This window comes from Streptomyces sp. NPDC024632 (assembly GCF_055559175.1).
The window spans coordinates 108,189-133,329 of record NZ_JBVHLD010000018.1; the positions used below are offsets into that span (position 1 = coordinate 108,189).

Sequence of the window (25,141 nt, forward strand, 5' to 3'; positions counted from 1 at the left end):
GCTGGAGAATATTACAGAGGGCGGTCGGGTGGCGCCAGGGGATTTCTATTAGGCTCGGGCCCATGGCTGCTGCTCCGTACCAACTGATCCTGCTCCGCCACGGCGAGAGCGAGTGGAACGCGAAGAATCTGTTCACCGGCTGGGTGGACGTCAATCTCAACGACAAGGGTGAGAAGGAGGCGGTCCGGGGCGGCGAGCTGCTCAAGGACGCCGGTCTCCTCCCCGACGTGGTGCACACCTCCCTCCAGAAGCGCGCGATCCGCACCGCGCAGCTCTCCCTGGAGGCCGCCGACCGCCACTGGGTGCCCGTCCACCGCTCCTGGCGGCTCAACGAGCGGCACTACGGCGCGCTCCAGGGCAAGGACAAGGCGCAGACCCTCGCCGAATTCGGCGAGGAGCAGTTCATGCTGTGGCGCCGCTCGTACGACACCCCGCCGCCGCCCCTGGAGGACGGCGCCGAGTTCTCGCAGAGCGACGACGCGCGGTACGCGAGCATCCCGCCGGAGCTGCGTCCGCGCACCGAGTGCCTCAAGGACGTCGTCCTGCGCATGCTCCCGTACTGGTACGACGGCATCGTCCCCGACCTGCTCGCGGGCCGCACCGTCCTGGTCGCCGCGCACGGAAACTCCCTGCGCGCCCTGGTCAAGCACCTCGACGGCGTCTCCGACGCCGACATCGCCGGCCTCAACATCCCCACCGGCATCCCCCTCTCCTACCAGCTCGACGCCTCCTTCCGCCCCCTCAACCCGGGCGGCACCTACCTCGACCCCGACGCCGCGGCAGCCGCCATCGAGGCGGTCAAGAACCAGGGCAAGAAGTAGTCCTCTCGCACCGCCACGCCCTCCGTCCGCGGGTTTTCCCGCAGACGGGGGGCGTTGTCGTTCACGGGTCGACGGCGGGTCGGCGGCCGAGCAGCCCGTCGGCCGGCAGGACCTCGACGGAGCCCTCCGGGTCGTCACAAGGGCGGTCCGAGGGCCCGGCCGTCGTCGTTGGCCGGGCATGACGACGGCCCGCGTCCGTCAGGAAGCGCGGGCCGTCGTCCGTGTGAACGGTTGGTGCGACGGGACGGTACGGATCAGACGAGTCGGGACGGACGGGGCGTCAGCCGGTGCAGCCTCCGCACTGGCAGGCGCCGCCGGACTGACAGCCACAGCCGCACCCCGAGCCGCAGCCGCACGCGGCGACCAGCGGCAGCGGGGTCCGGAGCGGCCGCGGGGCGTGGTCGGAAGACGGCTGGTCGCGTACGGGAGTTGGCGTGACGGGGGATTCCTGCATCAGTACACCCTCCTCAGGCTTGCCTACCCACCAGTGAACTCCGCGCCGGCCGCGCCCTTCAATAGCGCACCCCCGGCGCACGAGCGCACTCCGGCCTCCCCCGAATGCCTTACGCGCCCTACGCGCGGCGACCGACCCGCGCGCCGCCCAAGCCCCCCGCCCGCGCCGGACGGCGTTACGCGCCCTCCACCGCCGACGGCGTCTGCGGCGTCATCTCGTCCGCGTGCTCACCGGTGACCAGGTAGACGACGCGCTTGGCGACCGACACGGCGTGGTCGGCGAAACGCTCGTAGTATCGGCCGACCAGCGTCACGTCCACGGCCGTCTCGATGCCGTGCTTCCAGCGGTCGTCCAGCAGGTGCTGGAAGAGCGTGCGGTGCAGCTCGTCCATGCGGTCGTCGTCCGCTTCGAGCTGGAGCGCGTCGTCCACGTCCTTGCTGACGATGACCTCGCCGGCCTTGGCGACCAGGCGCTGCGCGAGCTGGCCCATCTCCAGGATGGTGCTGTGCAGGTCGCGCGGCACGGCCGACTCGGGGAAGCGCAGGCGGGCCAGCTTGGCCACGTGGCGGGCGAGGTCGCCGGACCGCTCCAGGTCCGCGCTCATCCGCAGCGACGTGACCACGATCCGCAGGTCGGTGGCGACCGGCTGCTGCCGGGCCAGCAGGGTGATCGCCCGGTTCTCCAGCTCCCGCTGGATCTCGTCGACCTTCTCGTCGGCGGCGATGACGCTCTCCGCGACCTTCAGGTCCGCGTCGAGCAGCGCGGTGGTGGCGCGGCCGATCGCGGAGCCGACGAGCCGGGCCATCTCGACCAGACCGTCACCGATCGAGTCCAGCTCCTCGTGATATGCGTCCCGCATCGCTTTCCTTCCGTCCGAACAGAGGTTTCTCCTCCACGCTGCCACGCTGATGGGCGTACGCGTACCGACCGCACACCCTGAGTGAACCACTCCCCACGTGAAGGTGAACTCTTGGCAACGAGCATCCGAGAGGTAGCTTCCGGGGTTGTGGATCGCTTGCGCGACCCACCTAACCTGGGGCTATGGACGTGAACGCGGCAGTCGCCGCAGCCAGTGCGATAGCCGGTCTGCTGACCGGTGTGATCGCCGTGCTCGCGTTCCGCTGGAGCGAGCGGGAACAGGCCCGCCCCACCCGTACGGCCATGCGGCCCGACAACATGACCGGCGCGCTGCCGCCGGGCGTGGACACCGTCCTTTCGGTCCTGCGGTCCTCCGCCGTCGTCCTGGACGAGGGCGACACGGTGGTCAAGGCCAGCTCGGCGGCGTACGCCCTCGGGCTGGTACGCGGCGGCCGGCTGGCCGTCGACCAGATGCTGCAGATGGCCCGCGAGACCCGGCGGGACGGCGAGATACGGCAGGTGGAACTGGACCTGCCGCGCCGCGGTGTGAGCCGCGGCGAAGGTCTCGCGGTCTCGGCGCGGGTCGCCCCGCTGGGCTCCCGGCTGGTGCTGCTGCTGGTCGAGGACCTCACCGAGGCCCGGCGGATCGAGGCGGTCCGCCGTGACTTCGTGGCGAATGTCAGCCACGAACTGAAGACCCCCGTGGGGGCGCTCTCCCTGCTGTCGGAGGCCGTCATGGACGCCTCCGACGACCCCGAGGCGGTCATCCGCTTCGCGGGCCGGATGCAGATCGAGGCCACCCGGCTGACCAGCCTGGTCCAGGAGATCATCGACCTCTCCCGGGTCCAGGACGACGACCTGCTCGACGACGCCGAGCCGGTGGCCGTGGACGACCTCGTCGCCGAGGCCGTCGACCGCTGCCGTCACCAGGCCAACACCAAACAGATCACCATGGCTACCGGAACCACCCCTGACCTGCACATATGGGGAAACCGGGGCCAGCTCGCCGCCGCCCTCGGCAATCTCGTCGAGAACGCTGTCAACTACAGTCCGGCCCGTACGCGGGTCGGCATTGCGGGGCGCAGGATCAACGCACCCGGCGGGGATCTCATTGAGATCTCCGTCACCGACCAGGGCATCGGCCTCTCCGAGAAGGACCGCGACCGGGTCTTCGAGCGTTTCTACCGGGTCGACCCGGCGCGCTCGCGGGCCACCGGCGGCACCGGGCTCGGGCTGTCCATCGTCAAACACGTGGCCGCCTCGCACGGCGGGGAGGTCACCGTGTGGAGCGCCGAGGGTCAGGGCTCCACCTTCACACTGCGGCTTCCCGAAGCCGGGATCGCCCGCGACCGCGCACTGCCGCCCGGCACCGATCCCGTGGCCGAGGCGGACGCGGACCCCGACTCCGATCCCGACTCCGACCGCGACTCCGATCTCGATTCCGACCAGGAGTCGCTGGACGAGCCGTCGGACGAACAGCTCTTCCGCTCTCTCCCCGAACACATCCCCGCCCCGGAGGTCCTTCCGTGACACGCGTACTCGTCGTCGAGGACGAAGAGTCCTTCAGCGACGCGCTGTCGTACATGCTCCGCAAGGAGGGCTTCGAGGTCGCCATATCCGCGACCGGGCCCGACGCGCTGGACGAGTTCGAGCGCAATGGCGCCGACCTGGTGCTGCTCGACCTCATGCTGCCGGGCCTGCCCGGCACCGAGGTCTGCCGCCAGCTCCGGCTGAAGTCCAATGTCCCGGTCATCATGGTGACCGCCAAGGACAGTGAGATCGACAAGGTCGTCGGCCTGGAGATAGGCGCGGACGACTATGTGACCAAGCCGTTCTCCTCGCGGGAGCTGGTCGCCCGCATCCGCGCGGTGCTCCGCCGCCGCGGCGAGCCCGAGGAGATCTCCCCGGCCGCCCTGGAGGCCGGTCCGGTCCGGATGGACGTCGACCGGCACGTGGTCACCGTCTCCGGCGGCAAGGTCGACCTCCCGCTCAAGGAGTTCGACCTGCTGGAGATGCTGCTGCGCAACGCGGGCCGCGTCCTGACCCGTATGCAGCTCATCGACCGGGTCTGGGGTGCCGACTACGTCGGTGACACCAAGACCCTCGACGTGCACGTCAAGCGGCTGCGCGCCAAGATCGAGCCCGACCCGGGCGCGCCGCGCTATCTGGTGACGGTCCGCGGCCTGGGCTACAAGTTCGAGCCGTAACCCCGGGTCCGGGCCTTGGACCCGGGCCCTGACACAGCGCGCGGACGGCAGAGCGCGTCCCGGATTCGTATACGGGAAAGGCCCGGTGGCGAGCGTGCCACCGGGCCGTTTCAGGTTGTCCGAAAACCGACCTCAGGAGGTCGGGGTGGCGGTGCCCGTCGGGGTCGCGGTGTCCGTCGGCGTGGCCGAGCCGGTGGGCGTGGCAGAACCGGTCGGCGTGGTGCTCGGCGTCGGCGCCTGGGTGGTCGGCAGCGAGCTGGGACCGAACTGCTGGTAGTCGCCGGTGGCCGGGATCACGTTGAGCTGGATCGCGACGGGCCCGGAGGAGCTGAACTCGAACACGGCGTTCTGCACGTCGCCGTCCCGCAGCGCCTCGGTGCCGCTGTCCACGACGGCGGACGGGTTGCCCTTGCCGCCGAGGAGCACGGTGCCGTGGCCGGGGACGCTGACGGTCTGGCCGCCGTCCTTGTCCGCGAGCGTGACCCTGGTCGAGCCGAGCTGGACGGACTGGAGGGTCTGGGCGTCGTCGCCGTTGTTGAACAGGCGCGCGGAGACCGTCGCGGGTCCGTTGCCGGCGCTCTGGGTGAGCACCACGGCGTTCTGTACCTTGATCACGCCGTGGGTCACGGAGTCGCTGTCCGGTTGGACCTTCAGGGTCTGCGCGTCGTTCCCGGCCGCGCAGGCGGCGAGCGGGGCGAGCGAGAGCGCGAAAACGGCGGCGAGGGCGCCGCGACGGAAGCTGCGGACCACGGCGGCGGCATCTCCTAGATCAGGTTCGGAAGATCTTCCAGCGGCCTTAGATTACCGAGCCGTTGACGCGCCCGCGCACCGGGTGGCCCCTGGGAGCCCGGCTCACCCGCGCGGTTCACCCGCCCGGTGGCGGGCCGGGTGCGCGTACCCATTGCATTCCGCATTCCCCCGACGTGATTACCCGACGTCGTTCATGATCGGCGCGGCCGGTTTTCCGCGAGTGTTCCGCCGTTGTTCCACGACTGTGCAAAATTGGATCATCTGCGGGCAGGTTCCCGAACGGAGTAGCGATGATCCACTCGTCCGGGAGCGACAAATAGGGACGTACTGCCCCTTGTTCGGCGGCGGTAGAGCCTGTAACGGCGACGTTTCAGCCTCCCCGTATACCTGCTCCCACCTGCGGATACCTCGCGCGGGAGGCATGCTCCAGCACGTCCCGGGGGCCGTTGTCAAGCCCTGAGATATGCTCTGACCTGCGAAAACGCCATTCAGATGAGGGCGTTCCCGTGTTACCCTGGATAGCCACGGAAGGGGTACCTGTCACATGACGTTCAAGGTTGGCGACACCGTGGTCTATCCCCATCACGGGGCCGCGCTGATCGAGGCAATCGAAATTCGCCAGATCAAAGGCGTGGACAAGACCTACTTGGTGCTCAAGGTCGCCCAGGGCGACTTGACGGTACGTGTGCCCGCGGACAATGCGGAGTTCGTCGGCGTACGCGACGTGGTCGGTCAGGAGGGTCTGGACCGGGTCTTCGAGGTGCTGCGCGCGCCGTACACCGAGGAGCCCACCAACTGGTCCCGGCGATACAAGGCAAATCTGGAGAAGCTCGCTTCCGGCGATGTCATCAAGGTCGCAGAAGTGGTCCGCGACCTGTGGCGTCGTGAGCGCGAGCGCGGCCTGTCGGCCGGCGAGAAGCGCATGCTCGCCAAGGCCCGGCAGATCCTGGTCAGCGAACTCGCTCTGGCGGAGAACACCAACGAGGACAAGGCCGAGGCGCTGCTCGACGAGGTTCTCGCGTCCTAAGATCCTCGCGCGCGCCCACCACGTGCCATCGAGGTTCTCGTTTCTCGTCTCAATCGGCGTGGCCACGCCGACCGTGACGTACGGCGACGCACTGCCCCCGGAAACACCACCCGAGGGAATTACCGCGGCACCCGGTCGGGCATGACGACCGGGTGCTGCGGCATGCTTGTGCCCGCGTACGGAGACATACGGCCGGAGACATACGGCACCGCTCACCAGGCGGTACCGGGCGTGGCACATCCCCGCGGACTTCACGGAAGGGGTCCGCGGTGAGCGCTTGCCCGGCACTGTCCCCAACCTCGGCTGGGGGTACTCCCAGGCGATACCCACCTCATACAAGGACACAAACCTGCGTACCGCAGCAGTCATTCCCGCCGCCGGCCGTGGACTTCGGCTCGGCCCCGGCGCGCCCAAGGCCCTGCGCACCCTCGGCGGGGTGCCCATCCTGGTGCACGCCGTCCGCGCGATGGCCCGCGCCCGCGCCGTCGACGTGATCGTGGTCGTCGCCCCGCCCGAGGGCGTCCCCGAGGTCAGGGCGCTGCTCGACGCCCACGGCCTGCCCGAGTCCACCGACATACGGGTCGTCCCCGGCGGTGACGTACGGCAGGAGTCGGTACGGCTCGGCCTCGCCGCGCTCCCCGACGACGTGGACGTCGTCCTCGTGCACGACGCGGCCCGCCCGCTGGTGCCGGTGGAGACCGTGGACGGCGTGGTCGAGGCGGTACGCGGCGGCGCCCCCGCCGTCGTCCCCGCGCTGCCGCTGGCCGACACCGTCAAGAGCGTCGACGCGGTCACCCATCTGGTCACCGGCACCCCGGAGCGCGCCCTGCTGCGCGCCGTCCAGACCCCGCAGGGCTTCGACCGCGGCACGCTCGCCAAGGCGCACGCCACCGTCACCCGCGATGTCACCGACGACGCGAGCATGGTCGAACAGCTCGGCGTACCGGTGCTGGTCGTGCCGGGCCACGAAGAGGCGTTCAAGGTCACCCGCCCGCTGGACCTCGTACTCGCCGAGGCCGTACTCGCCCGCAGGAGGGCCACCGATGGCTACTGACGGCCCGCTCGGGCACGGGGTGCCGTCCGACCTGCCCGCGTCCGATCTGCCCGGCGGCGATCCGTCCGGTTCCGGTGTGCCCGGCGGCGGCCTGCCCGGGTCCGGCCTGCCGCCCGGCTACGTGCTTCCCCAGGTCGGCATCGGCACCGACATCCACGCCTTCGAGGAAGGGCGCGAGCTGTGGTGCGCCGGACTCCTCTGGGAGGGGGAGGGGCCGGGGCTCGCCGGGCACTCCGACGCCGACGTCGTCGCCCACGCGGCCTGCAACGCCCTGTTCTCCGCCGCCGGGCTCGGTGACCTCGGCGCCCACTTCGGCACCGACCGGCCCGAGTGGGCGGGCGCCTCCGGGACCGCCCTGCTCACCGAGGCCGCCCGGATCGTGCGCGACGCGGGCTTCGTCATCGGCAACGTCGCGGTCCAGGTCGTCGGCAAACGCCCCAAGATCGGCCGCCGCCGCGACGAGGCCCAGAAGGTCCTGACCTCGGCGGTCGGCGCCCCCGTCTCGGTGAGCGCCGCCACCAGCGACGGCCTGGGCTTCCCCGGCCGCGGCGACGGCCTCGCCGCCGTCGCGACGGCACTGGTGGTCCGCGCTCACCCGCACGAGTGAGCGAGGAAAACCCACGGGCGGGTGAGGGAATTCTCCGCCCGTCCGGCACGTTGCGTAGCCGGAAGATCACCGCCCCGGCATGTGAAAGGACCCGCTCATGGCCGCCCTCCCGGACTCCGCCCGCGCCCTGATCGACGGCAAGAATTTCGCGACCATCGCCACCCTCCAGCCCGACGGCCAGGCCCAGTTGTCCGTCGTGTGGGTGACGCGTGACGGTGACGACGTGCTCGTCTCCACCAAGGAGGGCCGTCGCAAGCACCTCAATCTGCTCAAGGACCCCCGCACCACCGTGCTGGTGACCCCGGTCGACAACCCGTACAAGTACCTGGAGATCCGGGGCACGGCGACCCTCACCCGTGAGGGCGGCGACGACCTGATCAACGCGCTGAGCCGGAAGTACACCGGTGAGGAGTACGGCAACGACGAGCCCGGGGACGTGCGTGTCGTCGTACGGGTGAGCGCGGACCGCATCGTCGAGCACGGCTGAGCCGCGCGGGGCCGCCGTCCGTACAGCCGGGCCGCCGTACAGCCGGGCGGGGCCGGGGCGCGGGGGTCGCCGTACAGCCGATTGTCACCGTTGTGTGTGCCCTGTGTCAGACCGCACAAGGCACCCGCTCCGGGCCACTACCCTTGTGGAGTGACTATTCGCCTGTACGACACCAACGCGCGCCAGGTCCGTGACTTCGTCCCGCTCACGCCGGGCTGCGTCTCGATCTACCTGTGTGGCGCCACCGTGCAGGCGGCCCCGCACATCGGGCACATCAGGTCCGGGCTCAACTTCGACATCATCCAGCGCTGGTTCCGCTACCGCGGCTACGACGTCACGTTCATCCGCAATGTGACGGACATCGACGACAAGATCCTCGCCAAGGAGGCCGACCAGGGCCGCCCGTGGTGGGCGATCGGGTACGAGAACGAGCGCGCCTTCACCGCGGGCTACGACGCGCTGGGCTGCCAGCCGCCCACGTACGAGCCGCGCGCCACCGGCCACGTACCGGAGATGATCGAGATGATGCGCGGCCTCATCGAGCGCGGGCACGCGTACGAGGCCGACGGGAACGTGTACTTCGACGTGCGCTCGTTCCCCGAGTACCTGGAGCTGTCCAACCAGGAGCTGGACAATCTGCGCCAGCCCGAGGGCGAGGGCGAGACCGGCAAGCGGGACCAGCGGGACTTCGCGATGTGGAAGTCGACCAAGCCCGGCGAGCCGTCGTGGGAGACCCCGTGGGGCCGCGGCCGTCCCGGCTGGCACCTGGAGTGCTCGGCGATGGCCCACAAGTACCTGGGCAGCGTCTTCGACATCCACGGCGGCGGGATCGACCTGATCTTCCCGCACCACGACAACGAGATCGCGCAGGCCAAGGCGTACGGCGACGAGTTCGCCCGCTACTGGGTGCACAACGCCTGGGTCACCATGAGCGGCGAGAAGATGAGCAAGTCGCTCGGCAACTCGGTGCTGGTCTCCGAGATGGTGCAGCGCTGGCGGCCGATCGTGCTGCGCTACTACCTGGGCACCCCGCACTACCGGTCGATGATCGAGTACAGCGAGGAGGCGCTGCGCGAGGCGGAGTCCGCCTTCGCGCGGATCGAGGGCTTCGTGCAGCGGGTCATCGAGAAAGCCGGGCCGGTCGAGCCCGCCGCCGAGGTGCCGCCCGCCTTCGCCGAGGCGATGGACGACGACCTGGGAGTGCCGCAGGCGCTCGCCGTGATCCACACCACCGTCCGGCAGGGCAACAGCGCGCTGACGGCGGACGACAAGGAGACCGCGGTCGCGCGTCTGGCCGAGGTCCGTGCGATGCTCGGAGTGCTGGGCCTCGACCCGCTCGACGCGCACTGGACGGGCGCCGACCGCGGCGACGACCTGCACGGCGTCGTGGACTCCCTGGTCCGGCTGGTCCTCGAACAGCGGCAGTCGGCCCGCGCCCGCAAGGACTACGCGACCGCCGACGCGATCCGCGACCAGCTCGTACAGGCGGGTCTGGAGATCGAGGACACACCGACGGGTTCGCGCTGGACGCTGCGCGGCTGACCGATCCCGCGGCCGACCGCCTCAGCGGCCGACTGCCTCCGTGGCGGAACGCCTCCTGGCGGATCGCCTCCGCGGCTCCGGTCGACGGGCCCGACCCGTCGACCCGACCCGACCCGTATATCCGTACGCCGGACCCATGTCCGGCGAGCATGACCGAAGCGAAGTGAGAGTGCCCCATGGCCGGGAACAGCCAGCGCAGGAACCGCCGTACATCCAACAAAAAGGGCGCCACGGTCGGCAGCGGCGGGCAGCGGCGCAGGGGCCTTGAGGGCAAAGGCCCGACGCCGCCCGCGGAGGCGCGCAAGGGCCACAAGAAGAACCGCGTCGCCAACGCCGCGGCCAAGCGGGCCGTCTCCTCGCAGTCCCGGCGCCCGTCGGGCCGCGGCTCCAAGTCGACCTCCGAGCTGGTCGTCGGCCGCAATCCGGTGGTGGAGGCGCTGCGCGCCGACATCCCGGCCACAGCTGTGTACGTCCAGCAGTTCATCGAGAACGACGACCGGGTACGGGAGGCGCTGCGGCTGGCCACCGACCGCGGCGTACCGCTGCTCGAAGCCCCGCGCCCCGAGCTCGACCGGCTCACCGCGGGCCTGAACCACCAGGGCCTGGTGCTCCAGATCCCGCCGTACGAGTACGCGCACCCGGACGATCTGGCCGCAGCCGCGCACGACGCGGGCGAGGACCCGCTGATCGTCGCGCTCGACGGTGTCACCGACCCTCGTAACCTCGGCGCCGTCGTCCGCTCGGTGGCGGCCTTCGGCGGGCACGGCGTCGTCGTGCCCGAGCGGCGCGCGGCCGGGATGACGGCCGGTGCGTGGAAGACGTCCGCGGGTACGGCGGCGCGGGTGTCGGTGGCGCGCGCCACCAACCTCACCCGCACCCTGGAGTCGTACCAGAAGGCCGGGCTCACCGTCGTCGGCCTGGCCGCGGACGGCGACCTCGAACTGCACGAGCTGGACGCCCTGTCGGGGCCCGTCGTCATCGTCGCGGGCAGCGAGGGCAAGGGGCTGTCGCGGCTCGTCAGCGAGACGTGCGACCTGCTGGTGCGGATTCCGATGCCGGGCGGCGCGGCGGAGTCGTTGAACGCCGGTGTGGCGGCGGGTGTTGTGCTGTACGAGGCGTCGCGGCGCCGGGCCTGAGCGGTGGTCGTGGCGCAGAGCCTGAGCCGTGGTCGTGGCGCCGGGACTGTGGCGCCGCGTCTGTGGCGGGTCGTGGTGCCGGGTCGTGGCGCCGGGGCTGAAAAGCTTGCGCGGCGCAGGCTCTGAGCCGCCCTGTGACCCTTCCTGAGGCGTTCTCGGACGCGTCTTCGAATCGTCATCGCCGGGGCGCTGACCGGGCGTTGACGGGTCTCGGACATCGTGGGGGCGCGGAGGCAGTGTCCTAAACGTCCGTCACTCGGTTAGATGAGTGTGGACACCAGAACACCCCGCACTCCTACGGGGGGAGGGTTGCCCGGCTTCGACGAGCCCGCTCCGTTGAGCATGGCCAGGGTGCCGAGCGATCCCGCCCAGGTCATCGTCAATCACGCGAGCTTCCGGGTGCAGCTCGGCGCGACCCCGGGCCGTGCCCTCAGCCTCGACGACACCGCGCAGATCCCCGTCGTGACGCAAGCGCGGCCCGGCGCGGCCGGGCGGCGGAAGCTGTCGCCGGTGGTGTGGTCGGGCCGCTCCACGCCGGGCGATCCGGCGGCCGGGGAACTGCTCCAGGCGGTCCGCCGCGCGGGCGTGGCCGGCGGCGCGAACTCCTCCGGCGCGGCCACCCAGGTGCTGCCGCGGATCGACGACACCACGGTGGCGCCCCCCGTGCCGACCGTCGTGGGCCAGCGCGGCGCGCAGTCGCCTACCGGCCTGCTCAGCGGCGTACGCCCGGCGACCGGCGCGTACGACGAGGGCGCGGACGGCGGTTCCGACGAGCAGCGGGTGGGCTACGTCGGCGACTCCTCCTCCGTCGACGGCGCCGAGCGCAGGCCGCGTACCCGCAACGGCGAACCGGCCAAGCACGCCTGGTACCCCGACCGCCGGATGAACCTCGGCATCGTGCTGCTCCCGCTGCGGATCTTCCTCGGCTTCGTGTCGATCTACGCGGGCATGGGCAAGCTCTGCGACCCCGTCTACTTCGACGGCGGCAAGCGCGGCTCGATGGTCACCTGGCTCAACTCCCTGCACCCGTGGGCCCTCGCGGAGCCGCTGCGCGACGCCGCGCTCAACCACCCGGTGGGCGCGGGCCTGAGCATCGCCTTCCTCCAGGTGGTCGTCGGCGTCCTGACCGTCTGCGGTCTGTGGCAGCGTGTCGCGGCCTTCTTCGGCGCGGGGCTGTCGATCGCGCTGCTGGTGACGGTGAGCTGGCGGACCGTCCCGGTGTACGACGCCCCGGACTTCATCTACCTCGCCGCGTGGAGCCCGCTGATCATCGCGGGCGCGCCGGTGTACTCCATCGACGGTCACCTCGCCGGGGACGCCTGGCGGCGGCTCGGCCCGCGCGTCACGGTGTGGGACCTGCGCCGCCGGGTGCTGCGGCGCGGCACGGTGCTCGCCACCGTGATCGCCGGTCTGACGCTGCTGATCGGCTCGGTGCTCGGCGCCGCCGTCCGCGCGTCGAGCACGCACGACGACAGGCCGCAGCGGCCGACGGTCATCCCGACCAACAATCTGCCCGGCTCCCCGCTGCCCGAGGTCTCGGGCGGCAGCGGGCCGCAGGGCGCGTCGCCGAAGCCGTCGGCGTCGCCGAAGTCCAAGAAGAAGGGCGAGGACAAGAAGAAGGCCAAGGGGCAGCCGACGTCCAAGGCGCCGACGTCCTCGTCGTCCACGTCCTCCTCGTCGACCGGCGGCGGCCACTCCGCGGGCTCCCGCCCGACCAGCGGCTCGACGTCCTCCTCCAGCGGCGGTTCCTCCGGCGGGACTTCGCAGGCCCCGCCGCCCGCCCCGCCCTCCCAGCCGGAGGCCCCCGCCCCGTCCGCCCCGGCCCCCAAGCCCACCCAGGGCGCCATCGGCGGCCTCCTCGGCCTCCACGTCCTCGGAGACCCCTCCGCTCCGTCCCCCACCCGCACCTCCTGACCCTCCCCCACCCCCAGGACCGCGCCCCCGCCCCAGAGGACGCGGTCCTCACGCCACGCCGATCCCCCCGGGAAAGGACCTCACGAGACGTCGTCCAGACCATGCTCGGCCACAAGTCCGCGACCCTCACCCTCGACGTCTACGGCCACCTCTTCCCCGACCGCCTGGACGAGGTCTCCAAGAAGATGCATAAACGCCGGGCCATGATCCTCGCCAGAGGACGCGCTACCGGCCTGACAACGGCCGGACTCCCGTTGGATGTCGTCCCCCCGCTTCCGAGCGGGGGCGGCGTCAACGGCTGCACGCCCGGTCACGGGTGAGCGTTCTCATGGCCGGCACTCGTGGTGGCGTCGCTCTGGACGGCCGGGCAGGATGCACGTCCATGAATGCTCCTCTGCGCGTCGTCCTGCCTGGCCAGGCGTGGAACGTCGTGGCCGATGATCCGGCCGGTCTGCTCTTCGTCATCGGCTACGGCGCGAATCCCATGGAGACCGTCCTCACCGCCGTCAGCCAGACGGGACATGTGGAGTGGCAGCGCTCGTTCCCGGGAACCGGTCACCCCTGGGCGCGGGCCACCGGCCGTGGAACCGTCTGGGTGTCCCGCCCTGAATCGACCTGGCGGGTTCTGGATGAGATCGACGCGGACGGCCGGACCGTCAACTCCGTGGTCCCGCCCAGCCGGCCCGGCGAGGACATCGGCACCTTCGCCCTGTTGCCCGACGGCTTCTGCATCCTGTGGACTGCGGCGCGCGGACCCCTTCGCCGCGAGGGGCCCATGAGTGAACCGCGGATCTCCCGCCACCGCGAAGACGGCACCCGCGTATGGTCGACCCCGATCCGCTTCGGCGACATCTCGTATCCCGGAATAGTCGAGATCAGCGAGGACTCCGGCTGGCAGGCGCGGCAGAAACCCGCGTGGGCGCCAGGTGAGGTCAGCGTGGCTTACCACGAGCCGCTGATGATTGCCGGGGACAGCGTGGCCGCGTCTTTCGAAGACCTAAGAAGCGGACTCGGCCGCACGTTCTTTCTCGATCTACGCACGGGCAAGACATCGGCCGCGACGGCAGCCGCGCCCGGCGGGCACAAAGCGATCGACGGGGACCGGGGCTTCCTCATCGGCGCCCAGGGTTACGGAGCCCTGGAGACAACGCGTTGGACCTCCGAAGGCGCCCGCGTCGCCACCTGGCCTAGCCACGGAACGCTCGCGATCGGTGCTGACGGCGTCGTCTCGATTGTCGAAATGGAGAACCGGCTGCCTTCTCACTCCAGATATCAGCGACTTGCGCCGGACGACACCTTGACCAGCGGCCCGAGCCTGCCCGGCTACTACACCGCACCCGCCGCAGTGGACCAGGAAGGAACCACCGTCTACTGGCGCAACGACCAACTGACCGCCATCGACGCCGGCCTGAAGGCCCACACACTTGCAGAACTTCCTGGCACCGGCGTCACCAGCCGCGTCCTCATTCTGGACAACGGCATGGTCGCCCTCACCCTCGGCAAGGAACTGCACCTCGTACCGACACCGCTCGCCCCGCTCGCCGCAAGCACATGGCCCTGCGCCGACCACAACCTCCAAGGCAACCCCGTCGCTCAAGCGGTGTGACCGTGGGGAGTTGCGGGACAGCCTTGAGTCAGTCGTCTCGGCCCAGGAAGGCGTCCAGAGCGTCGGTCGCGCGCCGCTCGGCGGATCTCGTCGGGCGAGCCGCCCAGCTCCTCGATGTCCTCGGCGTTCAGGACGAGCTGACCGCCGTACCCCCGGTACTCCGGCTCCAGTGACGCGCGCACCAGCGTCTCGACCCGGTCCACGAGCTTGTCGTACCGCCGCTTCGCCAGCTCGTCCTTGGGAGGCACCGCCTGCCGCCTCCCCCGCCCCGTCCGGGACGCGATGTGTGCTGAATGTGTGCCGGACAGGAAAGGCCCCACCGCTCACAAGGGCGGCGGGGCGCCTGACCAGCACAAACAGAGAGCCCCCTGTCGGATTCGAACCGACGACCTTCGCTTTACAAGAGCGACGAAAATCATAATCCGGAGTGACAGGCCGTGCCGTGTGGTGCTGTCCTGGCTGGTCAGCGCCACGCGGCAGGTTGCACCGTCCAGCTCTGGATGGCCTGTCTCAGGGCATCCGCTCACGCAATGCTCACGCAATGTCGTGCGGGCTCTCGGGCAGCGCACTGACCCCGAGCGAACCGGGCCCTCCTGCCCGAACGCCTCACCGAGCGCCACGACGCGGCGTTCAGTCGCCGCTCGTCCTGACATGCGCTCCGTGTTCGTTGCGTTCGGAGGTACGCCGAGGTTTCGTCTCGATCTTCCGAGCGACTTCGGAGTCGAGGTCCACACCCTTCGTCTCCGCCCCAGGCCACGATGTATGGCAGCACCTCGGCCAGTATCTTTCCGAAATCCAGATGGACTTGGGGCCCGGCAGCGCAAGCGTCCTACCTCCGCTGAGTCAAGAGTTCCGGCTCATCCTCGTAGCCAGTGGTTAGCGCTTTCGAGTGGAGCCGGATGGAGGCACCAAAACAACGATGCTGTTCGATTGCCTCGTGGGTCGCAGAAGAGCAAAATGGACCCGCGTTGTAGCGCGGCAGCGGGGGCCCTGGCGCGGTCTCAGTAGGGTGGGGGCATGGGCGGTAGCAGTCAGACATTTGGATCATGGCGCTTGCGAGGCGGCCGGTACGAGAAGCCTGGCCTACCAGTCGAGGTCTTGGCCGAGTTTGCGCGGTACGAACGGCTGGTGGTAGATGTCGCTCGGGGCCTCTACAAGCAACGCCATGCATCGCGCCAGCGCGTACCTAGAGGCTTCGCCTCTTCCTTCTCTCTTCGTCTCTCCGATATCCGCCGTGGCAGCGTGGTTCCCGTTTTAGAGCGGACCACTACTGATACTGAAGGACTCTTCGACGACGGCGACGCAGGAATCTTTGACGAGGCACGCATCGTTATTCAGGATGCCCTCAGATCAATCCAAGCAGGATCGGGAATTCCACGGAATTTTCCACCACATGCATTGCGTGAATTCTCCAGCTTCGGAAGAAGTTTGCACGACGGTGAATCTATCGAGTTCGATGGCGGCACTCCTGACGCCGCCTCCTATTCCCAACCCATTCGTCGCCTCATTCAAGAGCAGGCGCGTTTGGAAAGATTCGAGATCGAAACGCTCGTTTATGGCCAAGTAGTTGGGGTTAGCGCAGATAAAGGAATCTTCGAGTTTCGCTTGATTCAAAGCGAAAAGGTGATCCCCGGGCGATTCTCGTCAGATGATGTCGTAGCCGATCTGAAGCCGTATCTTGACCCCTCAACCATGGCCCCTACTGTGGCGATTAATGCGGTAGCGATTCAGTCAATAAATGAAGAGATCATTGAAATTCAAGATCTTCTATCCATTGAACCATTGCTGCCCACGGCTTGGTCAGATCGCCTAGCGGAACTCCACGACCTTCAAGCTGGTTGGCTCGACGGAATAGGGCAACAGGTAAGCCGAAAAGTGCTGCGTGAAGTCGAATCGCTCTTGCTTGAGTTCCTTGACGAGCAGGTACAACGGCCTTACATCTATCCAACGGAAGATGGGGGCGTGCAACTGGAGTGGCCGTACGCTACAGGCGAGGTAGCGCTCACTGTTTCGGCAGATGAGACTGTGCAAGCCTGCTCATTCTCTAAACAAGACGACGGAGAGAACGAGCATACCTTCCACTGGGGACAGTTGAGCGAGATTACACAGTTCGTAGTCGGGGGGATCGCCGAGTATGTCGACTAATGGTTCACACTTTCGTCCAGGAGAAGCCGAAATAACGGACCAAGAAGAGCGCCTATGGCGTCAGGTTAATCCCGCCTGGATACAGGAAGGCCGAGTCACCAGCCAACTTTTCAGCCCAACCCCTAAGGACTCAGGGGAGGTGTCCGTGTCAAGAGCTTCAATCATCTCCGCCGAGGCTTCCCATCGGCATCACACTGAGGTAATGGGCTACAAATCAGCCGGCGTGTATTGCGTGGACGTAGCCGAGGTGCAAGAACTTGGCCTCAAAGCAATAGATGATTCTCGATCCGAGGGCGCCGAGCAGCGGCCCCCAGGTCATGCATTTGTTGATTTCAAGGACGTCCCCAGCGTTGCGCAGCAGAGAAAACGTGCCAGTATGCTTCGCGACAAGGCAGACAAACACGGCTGGCAGTACAGGCCAACTGCTTGAGGATCGACCGCAGTCGGAGTTTTCTGGTTCGTACGATGTTGCGACCCATGAGCGCAGGGCGTCTGCCACTTATCCATGTAAATAGGTCGCTGTCGCACTGAGCCCTCGGCGAGCGATCCGCACTACCTGACCGCTTCTCCTCGTCACCACCCGTCGAGGCTTTCCGCTGGTAGTCGCGGCCACCTCAGACATGGCCCAAAATCTTTATTCGTCATAATGACACGAAGGTTCGTGATCATACGTCAGAGTGCCTCCGACTCTGGCATGCTGGCCCCTGATCGAGAGGGGCCGCGGCGATGCAGTGGAAGATCCATGGGGAACGTCCGATCTACGAAAACCCCTGGGTGAATGTGTGGTTGGTCGATGTCGAGCAGCCGGACGGGCGGCGGTGGGAGCACCATGTGCTCAAGCTCCGGCATCTGGCGGTGGCGGCCGTCGTGAACAGCGAGAAGCAGGTGCTGATGATGTGGCGGCACCGCTTCATCACGGACTCGTGGGCGTGGGAGCTGCCCATGGGGCTGATCGAGCCCGGCGAGAGTGCGGCCGAGGCCGCTGCGCGTGAGGTGTTGGAGGAGACCGGCTGGCGTACCGGCGAGATGAAGCCGCTGATCTACGCCCAGCCGGCCAACGGCATCACCGATTCCGAGCACTTCGTGTTCCGTGCCGACGCGGTGGAGTGCGTGGGGCCGCCGACCGAACTGAACGAGTCGGACCGGTTGGAGTGGATACCGCTGTCCGAGCTGCGCGGCATGATCGACCGTCGCGAGATCGTCAGCAGCGGTTCGCTGGTCGGGGTGTTGTACCTGCTGTTGGACGCGGCCGGACTGTAGTCAGCCTGCCGCCCCCGCCAGTCGGGCGTCCAGTTCCGCGACTGGAAGGAACGAGCGGAACGGCGTGAGCAGGTGGCGGAACTCCTGCAGGTGCGCGGTTACGCGAGGGGAGTCGACGGTCGTGGACAGGTCCAGGGCGTCGCTCGCCGTCCGGCAGGCCGCTTCGATCTGACCGCGCTGCAACTGAGTCCGGGCCAGCCAGAAGGAGTGGAAGGCCCGGCCTCGCAGGTTCGCCTCCGGCTCGGTGCGTAGCGCTTCTGCGATGAGCGGCTCGGCGGCACCCGCGTCCCCGAGCTGACCGAGGGCAATGCCGATGTCCACGGTGAGCTTGGTCCGGTCGAAGTAACTCACCCATGGCGGATCGTCGTCTGCGGGCCCGACGTGCTCGAAGTGACGCTGCGCCTCGGCGATGGCCGTGTGGGTCGCTGGTCGGTCGTGTGCGCTGGCGTGGCCGAATGCTTCGCGGATGGAGAGCATCGCCATCAACCGTGGGGTGCCGCCGTCGTGTCGGGCGACATCCTGTGCGGTTCGCGCGAGCGTGACGGCTTCCTCGGCGCGATCCTGGTAGGTGGCCTGAAGGCTGAGGCATGCTAGGACGTTGGCGACGAAGGCGCGGTCGTCGATGGCGCGAGCCAGGCGTAGGGACTCGGTGAAGTACGTCCTTGCCGTGCTGTACTGGCGGGCGTCGAAGAACGTCCAGCCGGTCAGGCGTGCGAGTTCGGCAGCGATGCCGTGGAGGCTGCGCCGGTAATTCGGGTCCGTGCTGTCGCCCAGTATGCCCATCACATAACGGAGCTGGCCGATCACCGCTGGCCGTAGTGCCTCGCCGCCGTGTTGGTCGTCCCGTCGCCAGTAGTCTTCGATCGAGGTCTGCAGTGACCGGAGGGTGCTCGGGGTGACCTTGGTGGCCGCCGCGATGGCGAGGATGCTGTCCAGATCCTCTGGCGGTGCGGGGAGGAGCCCCGATCCGGCGGCGTTGTGGTCGGGTGGCCGCTGAGGCCGAGTCGGCGCCGGGCCTTGTTGCTCCCAGGCCCGCGGCGCGAGCCCGAGCATGTGGCCGGGGATCCGCAAGCCGTCTGCGACGCGTTCGATCACGCTCATGTTCGTGATCGTCCGGCGGCCGGACATGACCTCACCCACTCGGCTGGGTGTCAACTCGCACCGGCGGGCGATGCGCGAGGCGTGAAACCCGCCCTTGGCCTTTGCTAGGCCGAAGAGCTTGGGGAAGTCCCTCGTCGCGCAGGCCGCGATCATCTCGGGATCGGCCAGCAGACGCGGGGACAGACCGACTTCTGCTCCGGGCTCGGTCACGCCAGGCGCCTCCTCGTACAGGAAGGTGCTCGCTCACCCTCAACACGAGATCACTGCACGCGAGTTTACCCACCGTGGGTATCCACGCTGGCCTTATCCGGCAACGCACCGGCGGGACAGTCTGAGATCCCTCCAGGAGTCAGCCTCCGGAGGAGACAAAGCCGTGCCGCGCCGAACTGACGGATCGCCACGTCATCTACCGCCCCCGGAAAGGTCCTCAGCGATGTCTGACCTCACCTCAGATGCCAATCCCCCTCCGTTCGGCTTCAGGGTGGCACCCTTTCCGGCGGCCGTGTCCGACGCGCGGCGGCGACTCACGGCGGTGGTACGCGGCTGGCAGTCGGGCATCAGCGAGGACGCGCTGCATGACATGGAACTGCTGGCCGACGAGGTCATTGCGAACGCCGTCGAGCACACGGATGCCTCCTGCGCGGTGTACGTGCGCTGGACCGGCCTCCGTGTACGGGTCGAGGTGACCGACATCGCGCGCGGACCGCTCAAACCCTCGGCACCTGATCTCGATGGCGAGGCGGGGCGCGGTCTGATCCTGGTCCAGGCTCTGGCCACCTCCTGGGGAACCGCTCCGGATCCAGCGGGCAAAGTCGTCTGGTTCGAAGTCGGGCCGCCCGACCCGATACCCCCTGCGCCCAGCAGCCGTCTGGTCGCCCACGTTCGCGCCGCATTCACCTTCGCCCCGCCCACGACGCGCCCTGGACGCGCGCGCCGACTCCGCCCGTTCTCCCGCGCCCTCGTGGCGAAGGTAACCGGTCGCTGACCAGCCCCACCCTCCACACCGGCCAAGCGGTAACGGCGTGGGTACCGGGCGGGCAGCAACGCCATTACGGCGCAAGCCCGTACAGCCTCGATGAAGGAGATCGCCATCCCACCGCACCCCGACACCCCCGCCCCGGAATCCCGCAGGCAGCCACCCCCGTGGAGCACACCGGGGAAGTGGACGATCACGACAGAGGTTGGGTCGGTGAACTCCGGCTACCTCCCTGCCTGGGCCGAGGACGACCCGAGCGAGACCAACGTGCCTTTGGATGTGCTGCCCGCTCGACTGGCCAGCGTCGGTCACCGCGCCTTCTTCGAAGGACAGATGGTGCCCCTCGTGCCTGCGGGCGCCAAGGAAGAGGCAGAGGAAGACGCTGTCTTCGAAGGGAGTATCGACTGCAATCCCTATGATCCGGATCCGCGCCAACGCGTACCCGTCGTGAACATCCAAGTCTGCTTGGAGCACTGGATTCTCGGGCTGGACCCGCAGGGGCTCAAGGATGTCGCCTCGAAGTTACGTGCTCAGGCAGACCGCCTCGACAAGGACGTCCTCCCTGCACTCATCGCCGCACGAGAGGACTGGGACGCCCACCACGCGAGCTGACCGCAACTCCTGGTTCTCGGGCGCCCTCGCTCGGGACCAGCCAGTTGCGTACGACTGGCCGATGGACCGTCGTATGCGACAACTTGCTCCGCCGGGGTAAGGACTCCTTACCCCACAACTTGCTGCGCCGGGATAAGCGCTGCTTATCCCACAACTTGCTCCGCCAGGAGCTGCCTGAAGTTTCTTCTCGTTGTGCGTCGCTGAGCGTGGCCTTGGGGGTGGGCAACTCGTCCCACCCGTTGCATGGCTGGTCAGCCAGGTACGGGTGGATCGCGTGATGCGGGTCGACTCGTCACGGGGAAGTGACCCGTACCCGCACTGAGCTGCGCGGGGACGGGTGGTACGGGTCGGAGTGGGTTACCGCCCGGCCTGGGACAACGCCGCTTCGGGCTGCGGGCAGTAGCGGGACCAGGCGTCGGTGAACTGGTTGCGGGTGAAACCCCGGCGCTGGGTGTCGCCGGGGAAGCGGCGGTTGGCCGAGCTGATCCCGTAGTCCTTCAGCAGCAGTTGCAGGCCGCGCGGGGTCAGGCCGCTGGTGCCGTACTCGCGCCACGGCCCCTCCGGGTCCGCGTTCAGGGCGGCCAGGAGGGATTGCGTCGACAGCGCCTCCGGATCGCCCAGCCCGGCGAACACCGCGCGGACGTCGGCCAGGATGCGGGTCTTCAGGCCCGTCTCCTGGTCGTTGCCCTCCTCGTGCGCGGTCATCACCCGGCACGCGTGCCGCGCCCGCCCCGGCCACGGCCCACCGGCAAGGTCGGCGATGGCGACCAAGGGCTCCCATGTGTCCGCTGCCCGGTCCTCCACCGGCATCACCGGCTCCATCGCCGCCGCCGCGTCGGTCAGCGGCACCAGCCACCCGGCCAGCCGGTCCCGCAGGACGTGGAGAACCGGGGTGTCGTAGCGGGAGCGGAACGACCGCACGCTCTCGCCCGGTCCGCGCCTGCGCATCCGGATCACGACCGCCCGGTCCATGATCGTGTCCGGCAGGTCCCCGATCCCGGCCAGCGCCGCCATCGCGAATGTCGCGAACTTCGTCGGCTTGTGCTCCGGTCCGACGACCCGGGTGGTGGGGCGGTTGCGCTGGTGGCCGGAGTTGAGCAAGCCCCGCATCTCCTCGTTCTTCTCCGCGACCTTCACGCTGCCGAAGATGGTGTCCGCCTCGTCCACCAGCAGCGTCGGCGGCTGCTCGGTGATCGACCGGAAGATCGCCGCCGGAGTCGAATTCACCGTGATGAACGGGTCGTGGACCGTGTCGTGCAGTACGTCCAGCAGGCGCGACTTTCCGCACCGCTTTGCCGGACCGACCACTGCCAGGCGCGGCGCGTGCTGCCACGCGGGCTGGAGGTGGGTCGCCGCTATCCACAGAGTGACCGCGTCGAGGGCCTCGCTGGACGGCATGACCACGTACCGGGCGACCGCTGACCTCAGCTCGGTCAGCAGGTCAGCGCCCTGCGGCGCCGGGACAGCGGCCCCCGGACTGACCGGACCGACCGGCTGACCGGGGTCAGTGACCGCCGCCCGGTCAGCCACCCCGGTCACTCGGTCACCGGTCCCGGTCACCTGACCGGCAGTCGCGGTCACCCGGTCACCTGCTTCCGCTGCGCGGTCAGTGGCTGACAAGGCTCGTGCGGTCAGCCGGTCGCCGGAGGACGGCGAACCCGCCTCTCGGATAGGAGGCGCGGCGGTGTGCCGTGCCTGTCCGGGAACCGCGACCGGGGGCCAGGCCGTTTTCGGGGATGCGCCGCTGACGGCGCGGGTCGTAGGCTGCACGGTGAATCTCCTGGGCCCTCGGCGTCGCAAAGCGCCGGGGCCTTCTTCGTCGGCTGGGCACCGCCTGGGGAGGCAGGCCCCCCCGTGCGGCGACCGGGAACATTACGTCCGAGGCCCGCACCAGTCCAGCAACTTGCGTGCGGTGGACACAAAGTCTCGTCGCTAGGCGATCTCCGACTCAGACTCGGCAAGGCCCAGAAGCGTCAGCAGTTCCGCCGTCACCACTCGGTAGGCGTTCCCCAGCCGCAGCACCCGGCACGGATACAGCCCGCGCCGGGCCAACTCGTAGCCCTTGCTGCGGCCGAGCGCGAGCGCCCTGTTGCCGGTCTCCAGATCGATGGCGGCGGGGAGGGCGAGCAGTTCCGCCCTGCTCATCCCCGTCGTACGGCGGCCGGTCCGGTCCTCGTTCATCTGCTGCTCCATCCGTCGCGGCAGTCGTCGGCCGACGCGGGATGGCGCCTGCTCCGGACTACGACGATGAGGATGAACGAAGCTATTGTGTCACCATGACACAAGATGACGTCCCAGAGTGGCATGCACAGGTAGCCGCCACGGTGGCGGCGGAAGTACGGCGACGACGGAAGGAGCTGGGCATGAGCGCGCAGGACTTGGCCGACGCCTGCGAGGAGATCGGCTACCCGGTCCCCCGCAACGTCATCGCCAACATGGAGTCCGGCCGCCGCACCACGCTCCCTCTACCCGACGTCCTGGTCCTGGCCGAAGCCCTCGAAACCCATCCGATCTGCTTGCTCTACCCCGTCGGCTACGTGGAGAAGTCACCGCTGCTGCCCGACCGCGATCCCACGAACACCTGGATGGCACTGAGCTGGTTCACCGGCGAGCAGAACACCGGCGGCGGGGAACCTCTCGGCCTCTACCGGCTCCACCGCTCCGTCGTGGACAGTGCCGAACGCGCCACCGGAAAAGCCCAGCACCATCGCCACCAGGCCGCCGTCACGGACGACCCCGGCGAACGGGCCGAAGCCCTGCGCTCCGCCGAGCAGTACGAGCGACGGGCCGCAGACGACCACGCCTACCTCGGGCGCATCCGCACCGTCCTGCGCGAGGACTCCCTCTTTCCACCGTTGCTGTCCCCCGAACTGGCCTTCATCGACGAGGAATCAGCCAGCCCGCACAACGCCGAGGAGAACCAACGATGAAGGGATCCACCTACCGCCGCTGCTACTGCCGCGACCCGCAGACCGGCAAGCCGCTCGGCAAGTCCTGCCCGAAGCTCACCACCCGCAAGCACGGCACCTACTCCGTCCGCCAGGAGTTGTCGCCGCGCGCCGACGGCTCCCGCCGCGCCTTCAACCGCGCCGGATATCCCACCCTCAAGGACGCCCAGGCCGACCTTGACCGCATACGCGCCCTGCTCGGCGTTCCCGGCGCCGCCGACTCCGACGGCACCGCCCTGATCGCGGACATGCTGGAGCGGATCGCCGACGACAAGGCGCCCCTGCCAGGCGTCGAGGAGACCCGTCGACGCCTCCACACCGGCCAGGAGTTGACCGGACGCCTCACTGTCGGCGAGTGGCTCGACACCTGGCTCAAAGGCAAGAAGGGCCGCCCCAGCGCCATCAGCCGCGACGAGGGCGTCATCCGGCTGCACCTCAAGCCCAGGATCGGTCACCTCCGGCTCGACCGGCTCTGGGTCAGCCACCTCACCGAGATGTTCGAAGCCATCGCCGAGGCCAACGTCGAGATCGCCGAAGCCAACTTGGCCCGCCGCCAAGCGGTTCAGAACCTCGCGGAGATCCCCTGGAAGGGCCGCGAGGAACGTGCCCGCCGCAAGGCCCTGAACGTCGCCATCGCCGCGATGCCCCCCTTCCGCCGGATCGTCGGCCCCGCCTCACGCCAGCGCGTCCGCTCCACGCTCCGCGCTGCCCTGAGCACGGCCATCGCCCAGCAGTTGATCACCTTCAACCCCGCCTCCCACGTCCAGTTGGAAGCGGGCAAACGCCCCAAGGCGCAGATCTGGACCGACCAGGCCGTCGAGCACTGGCAGCGCACCGGAGAGAAGCCGTCTCCCGTCATGGTCTGGACCCCCGAGCAGACAGGCCGGTTCCTCGACCACGCCCAAAGCGACCGCCTGTACGCCCTGTTCCACCTGATCACCTACCGGGGCCTTCGCCGGGGCGAAGCCTGCGGACAGCGCTGGCTCGACACGAACCTCCCCGCAGCCACCATCACCGTGGCCAAGCAACTCGTCGTCAACGGCTGGGAGGTCTACGAGGACGAGCCCAAGACCGACGCCGGTGCCCGCACGATCACCCTCGACTCGCGAACCGTCGCTGTCCTGGAAAGGCACCGCGAGCAGCAGGACGCCGACCGCGATGAGTGGGGCACCGGCTGGGTCGAGACCGGCCGGGTCTTCACCCGGGAGAACGGTGAGTGGCTGCACCCCGCAGCCGTGACCCGCCGCTTCACCGAGCTGTACGAGGAGATCGGCCTGCCGCCGATCCGGCTGCACGACCTGCGGCACGGCACGGCCACCCTGATCCACGCGGCAGGCGGCGACATGAAGGACATCCAGGAGACGCTCGGCCACTCCTCCATCGCCATCAGCGCGGACACCTACACCAGCCTGCTGCCGGAGTTCGACCGCGCCATGGCCGAACGCGCGGCCGGTCTCATCCCGCGCGCCGCCCACCCGGACCAGCCGAAAAGTGCTCCCACGTTGGCCGTCGTGCCGCAGCCGGACGCGGCGTCCGCTCACGCATCGCTCACGCAGAAGGCCCCGGACGAGGGGTCCGAGGCAGACGGCGAAGCCGCCAGACGACCAAAACTGCAGGTCATCCGGGGTGAAAAGAA

Annotated in this window: 23 protein-coding genes, 1 tRNA gene and 1 pseudogene; 18 read left to right on the plus strand and 7 right to left on the minus strand. The window is 68.9% G+C overall.

What is annotated here, in order from left to right; genetic code table 11:
* Positions 1–62 precede the first annotated feature (62 nt).
* Complete coding sequence (locus tag ACZ37P_RS30700; protein WP_401313784.1) at positions 63–821, plus strand: phosphoglyceromutase; 759 nt, start codon at positions 63–65, stop codon at positions 819–821.
* A 629-nt stretch (positions 822–1,450) separates the two neighbouring features.
* Here ACZ37P_RS30700 and phoU read toward each other — a convergent pair.
* A complete protein-coding gene (gene phoU, locus ACZ37P_RS30705) occupies positions 1,451–2,134 on the minus strand; it encodes a phosphate signaling complex protein PhoU (protein ID WP_355342077.1) in 684 nt (227 codons plus the stop codon).
* Positions 2,135–2,316: 182 nt separating this feature from the next.
* Here phoU and phoR point away from each other — a divergent pair, with 182 nt between their 5' ends.
* Both phoR and phoP read left to right on the plus strand, forming a co-directional pair.
* Positions 2,317–3,663 carry a two-component system sensor histidine kinase PhoR gene (gene phoR / locus ACZ37P_RS30710; protein WP_355342080.1) on the plus strand — a complete coding sequence of 449 codons (1,347 nt, stop codon included), beginning with the start codon at positions 2,317–2,319 and terminating at the stop codon, positions 3,661–3,663.
* A complete protein-coding gene (gene phoP / locus ACZ37P_RS30715) occupies positions 3,660–4,340 on the plus strand; it encodes a two-component system response regulator PhoP (RefSeq protein WP_093716893.1) in 681 nt (226 codons plus the stop codon). Before phoR ends, phoP begins: the two co-directional genes overlap by 4 nt.
* 132 nt (positions 4,341–4,472) lie before the next feature.
* Here the strand turns inward: phoP and ACZ37P_RS30720 are convergent, their stop codons facing one another.
* Entirely contained in the window at positions 4,473–5,090 is a 618-nt protein-coding gene (locus ACZ37P_RS30720; RefSeq protein WP_355342083.1) for a DUF461 domain-containing protein, read from the minus strand.
* 544 nt (positions 5,091–5,634) lie between these two features.
* Here ACZ37P_RS30720 and ACZ37P_RS30725 point away from each other — a divergent pair.
* From ACZ37P_RS30725 to ACZ37P_RS30765, 9 genes are all read left to right on the plus strand, one after another.
* Positions 5,635–6,117, plus strand: a complete 483-nt coding sequence (locus ACZ37P_RS30725; RefSeq protein ID WP_033174074.1) for a CarD family transcriptional regulator — start codon at positions 5,635–5,637, stop codon at positions 6,115–6,117.
* A gap of 322 nt (positions 6,118–6,439) precedes the next feature.
* Positions 6,440–7,171: a 2-C-methyl-D-erythritol 4-phosphate cytidylyltransferase gene (gene ispD / locus ACZ37P_RS30730; protein WP_391164090.1), complete on the plus strand. Its 732-nt coding sequence runs from the start codon at positions 6,440–6,442 to the stop codon at positions 7,169–7,171.
* Complete coding sequence (gene ispF, locus ACZ37P_RS30735) at positions 7,161–7,778, plus strand: 2-C-methyl-D-erythritol 2,4-cyclodiphosphate synthase (RefSeq protein ID WP_467349595.1); 618 nt, start codon at positions 7,161–7,163, stop codon at positions 7,776–7,778. Before ispD ends, ispF begins: the two co-directional genes overlap by 11 nt.
* Before the next feature lie 97 nt (positions 7,779–7,875).
* The gene (locus tag ACZ37P_RS30740; protein ID WP_355342090.1) at positions 7,876–8,265 is read left to right on the plus strand and encodes a PPOX class F420-dependent oxidoreductase; all 390 of its coding nucleotides are present in this window, start codon (positions 7,876–7,878) and stop codon (positions 8,263–8,265) included.
* Positions 8,266–8,415: 150 nt separating this feature from the next.
* Positions 8,416–9,807, plus strand: a complete 1,392-nt coding sequence (cysS, locus tag ACZ37P_RS30745) for a cysteine--tRNA ligase (RefSeq protein WP_355342093.1) — start codon at positions 8,416–8,418, stop codon at positions 9,805–9,807.
* 176 nt (positions 9,808–9,983) lie between these two features.
* Positions 9,984–10,943, plus strand: coding sequence for a 23S rRNA (guanosine(2251)-2'-O)-methyltransferase RlmB (gene rlmB, locus ACZ37P_RS30750; protein ID WP_355342096.1), 960 nt, complete (start codon positions 9,984–9,986; stop codon positions 10,941–10,943).
* Between the two features lie 342 nt (positions 10,944–11,285).
* On the plus strand, positions 11,286–12,857 hold the full coding sequence (locus tag ACZ37P_RS30755) for a DoxX family protein (RefSeq protein WP_401856779.1): 1,572 nt from the start codon (positions 11,286–11,288) through the stop codon (positions 12,855–12,857).
* Positions 12,858–12,958: 101 nt separating this feature from the next.
* The gene (locus ACZ37P_RS30760; RefSeq protein ID WP_391164057.1) at positions 12,959–13,177 is read left to right on the plus strand and encodes a hypothetical protein; all 219 of its coding nucleotides are present in this window, start codon (positions 12,959–12,961) and stop codon (positions 13,175–13,177) included.
* 62 nt (positions 13,178–13,239) lie between these two features.
* A complete protein-coding gene (locus ACZ37P_RS30765; RefSeq protein ID WP_467349598.1) occupies positions 13,240–14,463 on the plus strand; it encodes a hypothetical protein in 1,224 nt (407 codons plus the stop codon).
* Here the strand turns inward: ACZ37P_RS30765 and ACZ37P_RS30770 are convergent.
* Positions 14,451–14,711: a hypothetical protein gene (locus tag ACZ37P_RS30770; protein WP_467349600.1), complete on the minus strand. Its 261-nt coding sequence runs from the start codon at positions 14,709–14,711 to the stop codon at positions 14,451–14,453. The genes ACZ37P_RS30765 and ACZ37P_RS30770 overlap by 13 nt on opposite strands.
* A 114-nt stretch (positions 14,712–14,825) precedes the next feature.
* Positions 14,826–14,923, minus strand: a tRNA-Thr gene (locus ACZ37P_RS30775).
* A 638-nt stretch (positions 14,924–15,561) separates the two neighbouring features.
* Between ACZ37P_RS30775 and ACZ37P_RS30780 the strand changes: the two genes are divergently transcribed.
* Both ACZ37P_RS30780 and ACZ37P_RS30785 read left to right on the plus strand, forming a co-directional pair.
* Entirely contained in the window at positions 15,562–16,608 is a 1,047-nt protein-coding gene (locus tag ACZ37P_RS30780; protein ID WP_467349602.1) for a hypothetical protein, read from the plus strand.
* A gap of 726 nt (positions 16,609–17,334) precedes the next feature.
* Complete coding sequence (locus tag ACZ37P_RS30785; RefSeq protein ID WP_467349604.1) at positions 17,335–17,868, plus strand: NUDIX domain-containing protein; 534 nt, start codon at positions 17,335–17,337, stop codon at positions 17,866–17,868.
* On the opposite strand, the gene ACZ37P_RS30790 is transcribed toward ACZ37P_RS30785, so the two are convergent.
* The gene (locus ACZ37P_RS30790; protein WP_467349606.1) at positions 17,869–19,179 is read right to left on the minus strand and encodes a hypothetical protein; all 1,311 of its coding nucleotides are present in this window, start codon (positions 19,177–19,179) and stop codon (positions 17,869–17,871) included.
* 223 nt (positions 19,180–19,402) lie between these two features.
* On the opposite strand from ACZ37P_RS30790, the gene ACZ37P_RS30795 reads away from it, so the two are divergent.
* Positions 19,403–19,954 (plus strand): ATP-binding protein, encoded by a 552-nt coding sequence (locus tag ACZ37P_RS30795; protein ID WP_467349608.1) that lies wholly within the window; start codon positions 19,403–19,405, stop codon positions 19,952–19,954.
* 90 nt (positions 19,955–20,044) lie between these two features.
* Positions 20,045–20,557 carry a DUF6907 domain-containing protein gene (locus ACZ37P_RS30800; RefSeq protein WP_467349609.1) on the plus strand — a complete coding sequence of 171 codons (513 nt, stop codon included), beginning with the start codon at positions 20,045–20,047 and terminating at the stop codon, positions 20,555–20,557.
* A gap of 357 nt (positions 20,558–20,914) precedes the next feature.
* On the opposite strand, the gene ACZ37P_RS30805 is transcribed toward ACZ37P_RS30800, so the two are convergent.
* A complete protein-coding gene (locus ACZ37P_RS30805; protein ID WP_467349611.1) occupies positions 20,915–22,327 on the minus strand; it encodes a DUF3631 domain-containing protein in 1,413 nt (470 codons plus the stop codon).
* 162 nt (positions 22,328–22,489) lie between these two features.
* A complete protein-coding gene (locus tag ACZ37P_RS30810; RefSeq protein ID WP_467349613.1) occupies positions 22,490–22,738 on the minus strand; it encodes a hypothetical protein in 249 nt (82 codons plus the stop codon).
* A 95-nt stretch (positions 22,739–22,833) separates the two neighbouring features.
* On the opposite strand from ACZ37P_RS30810, the gene ACZ37P_RS30815 reads away from it, so the two are divergent.
* Entirely contained in the window at positions 22,834–23,487 is a 654-nt protein-coding gene (locus ACZ37P_RS30815) for a helix-turn-helix domain-containing protein (RefSeq protein ID WP_467349615.1), read from the plus strand.
* Positions 23,484–25,091, plus strand: a pseudogene (locus ACZ37P_RS30820) (site-specific integrase); the annotation flags it as partial. The gene ACZ37P_RS30815 and the pseudogene ACZ37P_RS30820, both read left to right, overlap by 4 nt.
* Between the last annotated feature and the right edge of the window lie 50 nt (positions 25,092–25,141).

Coding starts and splice junctions, on each gene's coding strand:
- phoR (WP_355342080.1), top strand. CDS start 2,317: ATGGACGTGAACGCGGCAGTCGCCGCAGCCAGTGCGATAGCCGGTCTG.
- ACZ37P_RS30815 (WP_467349615.1), top strand. CDS start 22,834: ATGACACAAGATGACGTCCCAGAGTGGCATGCACAGGTAGCCGCCACG.
- ACZ37P_RS30800 (WP_467349609.1), top strand. CDS start 20,045: ATGAAGGAGATCGCCATCCCACCGCACCCCGACACCCCCGCCCCGGAA.
- ACZ37P_RS30795 (WP_467349608.1), top strand. CDS start 19,403: ATGTCTGACCTCACCTCAGATGCCAATCCCCCTCCGTTCGGCTTCAGG.
- ispF (WP_467349595.1), top strand. CDS start 7,161: ATGGCTACTGACGGCCCGCTCGGGCACGGGGTGCCGTCCGACCTGCCC.
- ACZ37P_RS30700 (WP_401313784.1), top strand. CDS start 63: ATGGCTGCTGCTCCGTACCAACTGATCCTGCTCCGCCACGGCGAGAGC.
- phoU (WP_355342077.1), bottom strand. CDS start 2,134: ATGCGGGACGCATATCACGAGGAGCTGGACTCGATCGGTGACGGTCTG.
- ACZ37P_RS30755 (WP_401856779.1), top strand. CDS start 11,286: ATGGCCAGGGTGCCGAGCGATCCCGCCCAGGTCATCGTCAATCACGCG.
- ACZ37P_RS30725 (WP_033174074.1), top strand. CDS start 5,635: ATGACGTTCAAGGTTGGCGACACCGTGGTCTATCCCCATCACGGGGCC.
- rlmB (WP_355342096.1), top strand. CDS start 9,984: ATGGCCGGGAACAGCCAGCGCAGGAACCGCCGTACATCCAACAAAAAG.
- ACZ37P_RS30785 (WP_467349604.1), top strand. CDS start 17,335: ATGCAGTGGAAGATCCATGGGGAACGTCCGATCTACGAAAACCCCTGG.
- ACZ37P_RS30765 (WP_467349598.1), top strand. CDS start 13,240: ATGAATGCTCCTCTGCGCGTCGTCCTGCCTGGCCAGGCGTGGAACGTC.
- ACZ37P_RS30760 (WP_391164057.1), top strand. CDS start 12,959: ATGCTCGGCCACAAGTCCGCGACCCTCACCCTCGACGTCTACGGCCAC.
- ACZ37P_RS30810 (WP_467349613.1), bottom strand. CDS start 22,738: ATGAACGAGGACCGGACCGGCCGCCGTACGACGGGGATGAGCAGGGCG.
- ACZ37P_RS30740 (WP_355342090.1), top strand. CDS start 7,876: ATGGCCGCCCTCCCGGACTCCGCCCGCGCCCTGATCGACGGCAAGAAT.